Genomic DNA, 10,096 nt, shown 5'->3' on the forward strand with positions numbered 1-10,096 from the left:
CCTGCCGATCGTCGGCGACGTCCGCGGCGACGGGTACTTCTGGGGCATCGAGCTGGTCAAGGACAAGGCCACCAAGGAGACCTTCGACGACGACGAGGCCGAGCGGCTGCTGCGCGGCTACCTGTCCAAGGCGCTGTTCGAAGCGGGGCTGTACTGCCGGGCCGACGACCGGGGCGACCCGGTCGTCCAGCTGGCGCCGCCGCTGATCTGCGGCCAGGCCGAGTTCGACGAGATGGAGCAGATCCTGCGCTCGGTGCTCACCGAGGGCATGAACCAGATCTGAGCGACGGGCGGCGGTACCGGGCCGGTCCCGCGCCGGTACCCCGCCTGGTCAGTAGCCGGCGCTGGAGCGGATGTGCTCGAAGATCAGGTTGGTCTCGGTCAGCGCGATGTCGGCGTTGCCGCTGAAGTTGACCACGAAGTCGCGCAGGTTCTCGGTGTCGCGGGCCGCCACGTGCAGCAGGAAGTCGTCGGCGCCGGCCAGGAAGAACACGTTGAGCACCTCGGGCAGCTGCGCCACCGTCTCGGCGAACTCGGCGAGCCGGGTCCGGGCGTGCGACTGCATCCGGACCGAGATCATCGCCTGGATGGCCCGGCCCACCGAGGCCGGGTCGATGTCGGTGTAGAAGCCGCGGATCACGCCCCGCTCGCGCAGCGCCCGCACCCGGCCCAGGCACGTCGAGGGCGCCACCCCGACCAGTTCGGCCAGCGCGTTGTTGGGGATCCGGGCGTCGCCGGTGAGCGCCCGCAGGATGGCCCGGTCGACCGCGTCCAGCGGGGCCGGCGGCTCGGCCTCGCCGTTGCCGGCTCGGCGGACCCGGCCGGGCTGCACGGTGTTCGACCGGGCATCCGCCTTGCCCGAGTCGTCCGAACGAGAAGTGGTCACCTAGGCACTCTGGCAGAATTTCGTTCACCTGCCTAGCAATTCGTCATGCAATCCTTCATTGTCTAGGGTTAACCTGGCCTCAATCACGCGGCCACGACGCCAGCTGCGCAGCGGCGCGTATCGCCCGTTGCCCATCGATGGAAGAGGTAACGCATGAAGGTCGGCATTCCCCGCGAGGTGAAGAACCACGAGTACCGGGTGGCGATCACCCCGGCCGGCGTCAACGAGCTGGTCCGCAACGGTCACGAGGTCTACGTCGAGCGGGACGCCGGGGTGGGATCGTCCATTCCGAACGAGTACTACACCGAGGCCGGCGCGCGGATCCTGGACACCGCCGACGACGTGTGGGCCGAGGGTGACCTGGTGCTGAAGGTCAAGGAGCCGATCGCCGAGGAATACCACCGGATGCGGTCCGACCAGACGCTGTTCACCTACCTGCACCTGGCTGCCGACAAGAGCTGCACCGACGCCCTGCTCAAGGCCGGCACCACCGGCATCGCCTACGAGACCGTGCAGCTGCCCGACGGCTCGCTGCCGCTGCTCGCGCCGATGTCGGAGGTGGCCGGCCGGCTGGCCCCGCAGGTCGGCTCGTACCACATGATGCGCCACGGCGGCGGCGGTGGCGTGCTGATGGGCGGCGTCCCCGGCACCTACGCGGCCAAGGTGGTGGTGATCGGCGCCGGCGTCTCGGGCCAGAACGCCGCCGCGATCGCGCTGGGCATGCAGGCCGAGGTGCTGCTGCTGGACCGCAACGTCGCCCGGCTGCGCCAGATGGACGCCATCTACCAGGGCCACTGCCAGACCATCGCGTCCAACGCCTACGAGGTGGAGCGCGCGGTGCTGGACGCCGACCTGGTGATCGGCGCGGTGCTGGTGGCCGGCGCCAAGGCGCCGAAGATCATCAGCAACGAGCTGGTGTCGCGGATGAAGCCGGGCTCGGTGCTGGTCGACATCTCCATCGACCAGGGCGGCTGCTTCGAGGACTCCCGCCCGACCACCCACGCCGAGCCCACTTTCCCGGTGCACAACTCGGTGTTCTACTGCGTGGCCAACATGCCCGGCGCGGTGCCGCACACCTCGACCTACGCGCTGACCAACGTGACCCTGCCGTACGCGGTGGAGCTGGCCAACCGCGGCTGGCGGGATGCGCTGAAGGCCGACAAGGCGCTGGCCCTCGGCCTGAACACCCACGCCGGCGAGCTGACCAACGCCCCGGTCGCGCAGGCGCACGGCTACGACAGCGTCGAACTGGCCGACGTGCTGAAGTAGGGCGATCATTTCCAGCATTCCCGACTACCGCAGCCTGTCCTACTGGCACGCGACGGCCGGCGAGGAGCTGCTCCCCCGGCCGTCGCTGGCCGCCGCCAGCCCGGCGGAGCGGACCGTCGACGTCGCCATCGTGGGCGCCGGCTACACCGGGCTGTGGAGCGCGTACTACCTGCGCCGGGCCGACCCCGGGCTGCGGGTCGCCGTGGTGGAGGCCGAGATCGCCGGGTTCGGGGCGTCCGGGCGCAACGGCGGCTGGTGCTCGGCGCTGTACCCGGTGCCGCTGCCGGTGCTGGCCCGCGAGCACGGCCGGGCCGCCGCCGTCCGGCAGTACCAGGCCCTGCGCGACACCGTCGCCGAGGTGGGCCGGGTGGTCGCGGCCGACAGCCTGGACGCCGACTGGGCCGCCGGCGGCACCGTCACCCTGGCCCGCAGCCAGCCGCAGCTGCGCCGGGCCGCCGAGGAGGTTGAGGAAGCCCGGGCGTTCGGGTTCGACGACCTGGAGCTGCTCGACGCTGGCGAGGCCCGCCGCCGGCTGGACGCGACCTCGGTGCTGGGCGGGGTGTACACCCCGCACTGCGCGGCGATCCACCCGGCCAAGCTGGCCCGCTCGCTGGCCCGCCGGGTCGAGGAGCTGGGCGTGCCGATCTACGAGCAGACCCCGGCGCTGGCCGTCGAGCCCGGCCGGGTGCGCACTCCGCACGGCGACCTGCGGGCCGAGCTGGTGCTGCGGGCGACCGAGGGGTTCAGCGCCCGGCTGCCGGGCCTGCGGCGCAGCGTCGCGCCGGTGTACTCGCTGATGATCGCCACCGAGCCGTTGCCGGCCGAGGCCTGGCAGCAGCTGGGGCTGGCCGCCCGGGAGACCTTCGCCGACTTCCGGCACCTGATCATCTACGGCCAGCGCAGCGCCGACGGCCGGCTGCTGTTCGGCGGCCGGGGCGCTCCCTACCACTTCGGCTCCCGGATCTCGCCCCGCTACGACCGGGTGCCGTCGGTGTTCGCGGCCCTGCGCTCGACCCTGGGCCAGCTGCTGCCCGCGGTGGCCGACGTGCCGGTCAGCCACAGCTGGGGCGGCCCGCTGGGGATCAGCCGGGACTGGCATCCCTCGGTCGGGCTGGACCGCGCGACCGGGCTGGGCTGGGCCGGCGGCTACGTCGGGGACGGGGTGGCGACGTCCAACCTGGCCGGCCGGACGCTGGCCGACCTGGCACTGGGCCGCGACAGCGACCTGACCAGCCTGCCGTGGGTGGGCCATCGCTCCCCGGCCTGGGAGGTGGAGCCGCTACGGTGGCTGGGTGCCAATGCCGGGCTGCGGGCGATGCGCTGGGCCGACCGGGCCGAGGACCGTCGCGGCCGGCCGTCGCGGCTGGCTGCCGTGGTGAACCGGGCGCTGGGCCGATGAGGGAGCATCGCAGGCGCGCCGCGCCGCGGAGCGCACCTACCCGCAAGGAGTGGAGATGACCTCGCCGAACGGGGCCGCGCAGGGCCGCCGGAGCGATGTGCCGGAGCGGGTGCGTGCCAGCCGGATGACCGAGCGGGTCAGCGCCGACCGCGAGCAGTTGCGCCGATTGCTGGCCGACGTCCCGGTCGGGCACGTCGGCTTCGTCACCGAAGACGGCCAGCCCTACGTGATCCCGACCGCGATCAGCCCGGCCGGCGACGACGTGCTGCTGCACGGCTCGACCGGCTCGCGGTGGATGCGGCTGCTGGCGACCGGCATCCCGGTGTCGCTGGCGGTGACCGCGCTGGACGGCATCCTGGTGGCCCGCAGCGCCTTCGAGTCCTCGATGCACTACCGCAGCGCGGTGCTGTTCGGCCGCTGCACCGCCCTGCAGGGCGAGGAGAAGCTGGCCGCGCTGGACGCCCTGACCGACGCGCTGATCCCGGGCCGGGTGGCCGAGGTGCGCCGGCCGAGCGCCAAGGAGCTGGCCGCCACCATGGCGCTGCGGCTGACCGTGGAGGACTGGACCATCAAGGTGTCCGACGGCCAGCCAGACGACCTGGCCGAGGACGTGGCAGGCCCCGCCTGGGCCGGCATCGTCCCGCTGGTCCGCCGCTACACCGAGGCGCTGGACGCCCCGGACCTGCGGCCGGGAATCGAGCTGCCGGCCTCGGTGCGCCGCATGCTGCAACCCGAGGACGAGCCGGCGGGCTGAGAAGTCAGGCCGAGGACCTCATCCGGCGCTCCAGCGCCATCTCGAACGGTTCGCCCTTGGCCCAGATCGCCTCGAAGGCGCAGGACAGGCTGCTGGCGAGTGCGGAGTGCTCGACCAGGATGTTGGTCGCGGTCAGCGCGCCGGCGATCGGGTCGGTGAGGGAGAACAGCGCCCGGCAGCCGTCGGTCAGGCACAGCTTCATCGGCACCTCGTCGGCGACCCGGGCGCCCTCGCCGGCCTTGATGAACTCCAGCGTCTCGGCGACCGCCTCGGGGTTGTCGAGGATGCTCGGCTCGTAGATGCACCGGACGTCCCCGCCGTTGGCCACGATCCGGCGGGTCGCCTCCAGGCCGGCCCGGTTGCTCGGGTTGGTGTACGGCGGCTTGGCGAAGGTCAGCAGCGAGTGCTCGGCCTCGCGCTGCAGGTCGCGGAACCGGGCGCCGACCATGCCCGGGTCGCGCAGCACCTCCACGTAGTCCAGCGGCGCGGTCTCCTGCCGGCCGGCCGCCCAGGTGTCGCGCAGGTGGCTGGCCAGGCCCACCGAGTGCGTCTCCAGCCCGGCCAGCGCCTGGCGCTGCACGGCCAGCAGCCGCTCGACGGCCGCCTCGGGATCGGTGGCGGCGTACCGGGTCACCGGACCCGGCCAGTCCCGGGCCAGGCCGCGCGAGACCAGGCTGTTGAGCACGTCGTAGATCCGCTGGCGCGGAATGCCCGCCTCGTTGGCGAGCTCGGAAGCGGCGTAGCTCTCCCGCTGGATCAGTGTCAGGTATGCCTTGGCCTCGTAGCGGGTCATGCCGAGCTGCACCAGACCGTGCACGTGCATGTTCACGTCTTCCATACGAGGCACCGTACCCACCCGGAAGGCGAAAAGCCCGTGTTTGCCAGGCAGAACCTCAAGCGTTCAACCGGAGGCCGCCAGCTGGCCACACGCGCCGTCGATCTCCCGGCCCCGGGTGTCACGGACCGTCACCGGAACGCCGTGGCCGGCGAGCCTGGCCACGAACTCCTCCTCGACCGGCTTGGGCGAGGCGTCCCAGGCCGAGCCCGGGGTGGGGTTGAGCGGGATCAGGTTGACGTGCGCCAGCCGTCCCGACAGCAGGGTGCCGAGCAGGTCGGCACGCCACGGCTGGTCGTTGATGTTGCGGATCATCGCGTACTCGATCGAGTACCGGCGGCCGGTGCGCGCGGCGTAGCCGTCGGCGGCCTCGAGCACCTCGCGCACCTTCCAGCGGGTGTTCACCGGCACCAGGGTGTCGCGCAGCTCGTCGTCGGGCGCGTGCAGCGAGACCGCCAGGGTGACGTTGAGGCCTTCGTCGGCGAGCTTGCCGATGGCCGGCACCAGCCCCACCGTGGACATCGTGACCGACCGCTGGGACAGCCCCAGCCCGGCCGGCGCCGGGTCGATCAGCCGGTGCAGCGCGGCGACCACCCGCTGGTAGTTGGCCAGCGGCTCCCCCATGCCCATGAACACCACGTTGGACAGCCGCACCGGCCCGCCCGGCAGCTCGCCCGCCGCGGCGACCCGGGCAGCGGCGACCGCCTGCTCGACGATCTCGGCGGTGGACAGGTTGCGGTTCAGGCCGCCCTGGCCGGTGGCGCAGAACGGGCAGGCCATGCCGCAGCCGGCCTGGCTGGAGATGCACACCGTCAACCGGTCCCGGTAGCGCATCAGCACGCTCTCCACCAGGGTGCCGTCGTGCAGCCGCCACAGCGTCTTGCGGGTGGCACCGCGGTCGGTCTCGACGTGGCGCACCTCGGTCAGCAACGGCGGCAGCAGCGCCGCGCCGAGCCGGTCCCGGACGGCGGCCGGCAGGTCGGTCATGGCGGCCGGGTCGTCGGCCAGCCGGGCGAAGTAGTGCCGGGACAGCTGGTCGGCGCGGAACGGCTTCTCACCCAGCTGGACCACCGCGTCCCGCCGCTGTTGCGGTGAGAGGTCGGCCAGGTGGCGGGGTGGCATCCCCCGGCGCGGGGCGTCGAAGACCAGCGGGAGAGTCGTCATCAGGACCCCATTCTCCCACGGCCTGCGGGGCCGGCGTTCCGCGTCAGCGGGCCGAGCTGCCGACCTCAGCCGGGCAGGCGGCTCAGCCGGGCAGGCGGCTCAGCCGGGCAGGAAGGCGGCCAGCAGCAGGTAGGCCACCGGTGCGCACGGCAGCAGCGAGTCCAGCCGGTCCATGATGCCGCCGTGGCCGGGCAGCAGCTTGCCCATGTCCTTGATGCCCAGGTCGCGCTTGATCATCGACTCGCCCAGGTCCCCCAGGGTGGCGGTGGCCACCACCGCGGCGCCGAACAGCGCGCCCTGCCACCACTGCTGGTGGAAGCAGAACACCATCATCAGCAGGCCGGCGGCCGCGCCGGCCAGCAGCGAGCCCGCGAAGCCTTCCCAAGACTTCTTCGGCGACACGGTGGGCGCCATCGGATGCTTGCCGATCAGCACGCCGACCGCGTAGCCGCCGGTGTCGGAGCAGACCACGGTGAGGATGAACAGCACGATGCGCGCGGCGCCATCGTCGGGGTGCGTCATCAGGACGGCGAAGCCGGCCAGGAACGGCAGGTAGAGCGCGACCAGGTTGCCGGACGCCACGTCGCGCAGGTACCCGTCGGCGCCGTCGGCCAGCCGCCAGACCGTCACCCCGAGCACGGTCAGCAGCAACGCGCCGACCAGGCCGTCCGGTCCGCGGAACCAGGCGGCCGACTCCATCGCCAGCACGCCGGCCAGCAGCGGCACCAGCGGCGGGCGGGCCTCCACCGTCCGGATGGCGGTCACCAGCTCGTACATGCCCAGGGCGATCGCGGCACCGATCACGAAGACGAAGCTCGGCCGGTACAGGGCCAGCGAGCCGATGATCAGCAGTCCCAGTACGACACCGACGCCGATCGCGGCCGGCAGGTTGCGCCCGGCCCGGACGGCGCGCGGCGGCGCGGCGATCTCGATGGCGGGAGCGCTGACCGGCACGCCGCCGGCGGCGGGGACGGGGCGCTGGGCGACGTCGATCGCGCTCGTCCCGGCGGTGGCGGCCGGCTGGTGGCCGTTGCGGGCGGGGACGGCGCCGGCCGGCCGGGGCGGTGCGGCGGCGTCGGCCGGCCGGGGCGGTGCGGCGGCGTCGGCCGGGTTCGGCACGGGCTCGACCAGGGTCAGCCGGCGAGCCGGGGTGCCGGTCCCGGATCGCCCGGCCGGTCGCAGCGCCTTGACGATGCCCAGGTGCCGGGTGCGGGCCGGCTCGGGAGCGGGCGGGCTGCCCGCGTCGGCGTCGGCCGGCGCTGTCCCGTCGGTGTCACCGGCCGGTGCCGGGCCGATCCCGGACAGTGCTGCGCCAGTCCCGGACGGTGCTGTGCCGTTCCCGGCCGGTGCCGGGGGTTCTGGTGGCGCCGGCCGGGTGGCGACGGTCGCCTGCTCGGCCGCGCCGGGGTCGGCGTCCGGCCGGGCGTGCCGTGCCGAGCGGGACGGCCGGGCGGCAGCGCCCGGTGCGGCGGCCCGGGACCGGGCGATCAGCTCCGCGGCAGACAGGCCGGTACTCCCGCCGTGCCGGCCAGCCGGTGTTGCCGAGGCCGGCTCGTCGGTCGGCGGTTCGTCGCGGTCGGCCATCAGACCTCGAGCAGCTCGGTTTCTTTGTGCTTGACCAGCTCGTCCACGGATGCCACGTACTTGTCGGTCACCTTCTGCAGTTCGACCTCGGCGCGGTGGGCGTCGTCCTCGCCGACCTCGCTCTCCTTGTCCTTGACCAGCTTGCCGAAGGTGTCGTTGGCGTGCCGGCGCACCGCCCGGATCGACACCTTGGCCTCCTCGCCCTTGTGCCTGGCGACCTTGACCAGCTCACGGCGACGCTCCTCGGTCAGCTGCGGGAACACCACCCGGATCAGGTTGCCGTCGTTGCTGGGGTTCACCCCCAGGTCGCTGTTGCGGATGGCCTTCTCGATGGCCTGCAGCTGGCTGGAGTCGTAGGGCTTGATGACGGCCATCCGGGCCTCCGGCGTGCTGACCGAGGCCAGCTGTGGAAGCGGGGTCATGGCGCCGTAGTACTCGATGTTGATCCGGGCGAAGCTGGCCGCCGACGCCCGGCCGGTGCGGAGGCTGGTCAGGTCGTCACGCAGGACGGTGACCGCCTTCTCCATCTTCTCCTCGGCCTCGAAGAGCGTCTCCTCGATCACGTCCATCTCCTGCTTTCTACCGAGTGCGGCCAGCGGCCGGACTTCTCTAGTTCTCCGGGCCGACCAGCGTGCCGATCTTCTCGCCACGGATCACCTTGGCGATGTTGCCATCCGCGAGATCGAACACGATGATCGGCATCCCATTGTCCCGGCACAGGCTGAAGGCGGTCGCGTCGGCGACCTGCAGCCCGCGGTTGAGCACCTCGTCGTAGCTGATCGTGTCGAACTTGACGGCGTTCGGGCTGGTCCGAGGGTCGGCGTCGTAGACCCCGTCCACGCCGCTCTTGCCCATCAGCAGCACGTTGCAGCCGATCTCCAGCGCGCGCTGGGCGGCGGCGGTGTCGGTGGAGAAGTACGGCATGCCGGCACCGGCTCCGAAGATCACCACCCGGCCCTTCTCCAGGTGCCGCTCGGCACGGCGCGGGACGTAGGGCTCGGCGACCTGGCCCATGGTGATCGCGGTCTGCACCCGGGTCGGCACGTCGCGCTTCTCCAGGAAGTCCTGCAGCGCCAGGCAGTTCATCACGGTGCCCAGCATGCCCATGTAGTCGGCCCGGTCGCGGTCCATGCCACGCTGGCTGAGCTCGGCGCCGCGGAAGAAGTTGCCGCCGCCGACCACCACCGCCACCTGGGTGCCGCCCTCGTTGACCTCCGAGATCTGCCGGGCGATCGAGGCCACCACGTCCGGGTCGACGCCGACCGCGCCGCCGCCGAACACCTGCCCGGACAGCTTGAGCATCACCCGCTTGTAGGCGCTGCGCCGGGGGCGTTGCGGCGCTGCCTCCGGGGCGTCGTCCGGGCGCAGAGACGACAGAAGGGCCGCCTGTCCGGTCTTGGTCATGGCGGCCCCTCTCGTCGTACTGCCTTGGCTAACGATCCTGCCTCATTGTGGCCCGGTTGGCGGCCAACGGCTCGGCCGGAGCGCCGGAGTCGGTCAGGCGGCGCCGACCTCGAACCGGGCGAAAGCGGTGAGCTTCACGCCGGCCTCGTCCAGCAGCGCCTTGACGGTCTTCTTGTTGTCCTGGACCGCCGACTGCTCCAGCAGCACGCCGCCCTCGGCCTTGAAGAAGCCGTTCAGCCGGCCCTCGACGATCTTGGCCAGCGCGGCCTCGGGCTTGCCCTCCTCGCGGGCGGTGGCCTCGGCGATCCGCTTCTCGTTCTCGATCGTCTCGGCGGGCACATCCTCGCGGGTCAGGTACTGCGCGCGCAGCGCCGCGACCTGCATGGCGGCACCGCGGGCGGCGGCGACGTCGTCGCCCTCGAAGGCGACCAGCACGCCGACCTGCGGCGGGAGGTCGGAGGACTTGCGGTGCAGGTAGGTGGCGACCTTGCCCTCCAGCTTGACCGCGCGGCGCAGCTCGATCTTCTCGCCGATGACGGCGTTGAGCGCCTCGATGTTCTCCGCGACGGTCTTGCCGTCGACCAGCTTCTCGTTCAGCAGCGACTGCGCGTCGGTGGCCGAGGACCCGACGAAGTGGGCCACGATGTCGCCGGCCAGCGTCTGGAACTGCTCGTTCTTGGCGACGAAGTCGGTCTCGCAGGCCAGCTCGATCATCGCGTTCTCGGCGGCGGCGACCAGGCCGTTGCTGGTCTCGCGCTCGGCACCGCGCTTGGCCGCCTTGCCGGCGCCCTTGATGCGCAG

General features: G+C 72.5%; 10 protein-coding genes and 1 pseudogene. 4 read left to right on the forward strand and 7 right to left on the reverse strand.

Annotation, left to right across the window (positions count from 1 at the left end):
- A pseudogene (locus VLJ82_RS05930) lies at window positions 1–283 on the forward strand (aspartate aminotransferase family protein); the annotation flags it as partial.
- Between the two features lie 48 nt (window positions 284–331).
- Here the strand turns inward: VLJ82_RS05930 and VLJ82_RS05935 are convergent.
- Window positions 332–832 carry an Lrp/AsnC family transcriptional regulator gene (locus VLJ82_RS05935; protein WP_408662410.1) on the reverse strand — a complete coding sequence of 167 codons (501 nt, stop codon included), beginning with the start codon at window positions 830–832 and terminating at the stop codon, window positions 332–334.
- Window positions 833–1,039: 207 nt separating this feature from the next.
- Here VLJ82_RS05935 and ald point away from each other — a divergent pair, with 207 nt between their 5' ends.
- From ald to VLJ82_RS05950, 3 genes are read left to right on the forward strand one after another with little or no spacing between them, the layout of a single operon-like run.
- A complete protein-coding gene (gene ald / locus VLJ82_RS05940; protein ID WP_408662405.1) occupies window positions 1,040–2,155 on the forward strand; it encodes an alanine dehydrogenase in 1,116 nt (371 codons plus the stop codon).
- Between the two features lie 16 nt (window positions 2,156–2,171).
- Window positions 2,172–3,554, forward strand: a complete 1,383-nt coding sequence (locus VLJ82_RS05945) for an NAD(P)/FAD-dependent oxidoreductase (RefSeq protein ID WP_408662411.1) — start codon at window positions 2,172–2,174, stop codon at window positions 3,552–3,554.
- 55 nt (window positions 3,555–3,609) lie between these two features.
- On the forward strand, window positions 3,610–4,308 hold the full coding sequence (locus VLJ82_RS05950; protein WP_408662406.1) for a pyridoxamine 5'-phosphate oxidase family protein: 699 nt from the start codon (window positions 3,610–3,612) through the stop codon (window positions 4,306–4,308).
- 4 nt (window positions 4,309–4,312) lie between these two features.
- Here VLJ82_RS05950 and VLJ82_RS05955 read toward each other — a convergent pair whose 3' ends face one another.
- From VLJ82_RS05955 to tsf, 6 genes are all read right to left on the reverse strand, one after another.
- A complete protein-coding gene (locus VLJ82_RS05955) occupies window positions 4,313–5,146 on the reverse strand; it encodes a TrmB family transcriptional regulator (RefSeq protein WP_408662407.1) in 834 nt (277 codons plus the stop codon).
- Window positions 5,147–5,209: 63 nt separating this feature from the next.
- Window positions 5,210–6,310 (reverse strand): 23S rRNA (adenine(2503)-C(2))-methyltransferase RlmN, encoded by a 1,101-nt coding sequence (rlmN, locus tag VLJ82_RS05960; protein ID WP_408662412.1) that lies wholly within the window; start codon window positions 6,308–6,310, stop codon window positions 5,210–5,212.
- A 96-nt stretch (window positions 6,311–6,406) separates the two neighbouring features.
- On the reverse strand, window positions 6,407–7,891 hold the full coding sequence (locus VLJ82_RS05965; protein ID WP_408662408.1) for a phosphatidate cytidylyltransferase: 1,485 nt from the start codon (window positions 7,889–7,891) through the stop codon (window positions 6,407–6,409).
- On the reverse strand, window positions 7,891–8,454 hold the full coding sequence (gene frr, locus VLJ82_RS05970) for a ribosome recycling factor (RefSeq protein ID WP_408662413.1): 564 nt from the start codon (window positions 8,452–8,454) through the stop codon (window positions 7,891–7,893). The genes VLJ82_RS05965 and frr overlap by 1 nt, the downstream gene beginning before the upstream one ends.
- A gap of 46 nt (window positions 8,455–8,500) precedes the next feature.
- Window positions 8,501–9,193 (reverse strand): UMP kinase, encoded by a 693-nt coding sequence (gene pyrH / locus VLJ82_RS05975; RefSeq protein WP_408662414.1) that lies wholly within the window; start codon window positions 9,191–9,193, stop codon window positions 8,501–8,503.
- 195 nt (window positions 9,194–9,388) lie between these two features.
- Window positions 9,389–10,096, reverse strand: a 708-nt coding sequence (gene tsf, locus VLJ82_RS05980) for a translation elongation factor Ts (RefSeq protein WP_408662409.1), incomplete at its 5' end; no start/stop codon positions are given.

It is taken from the genome of Jatrophihabitans sp. (assembly GCF_035474675.1).
In the GTDB taxonomy this organism is placed as follows: Bacteria; Actinomycetota; Actinomycetes; order Mycobacteriales; family Jatrophihabitantaceae; genus Jatrophihabitans_A.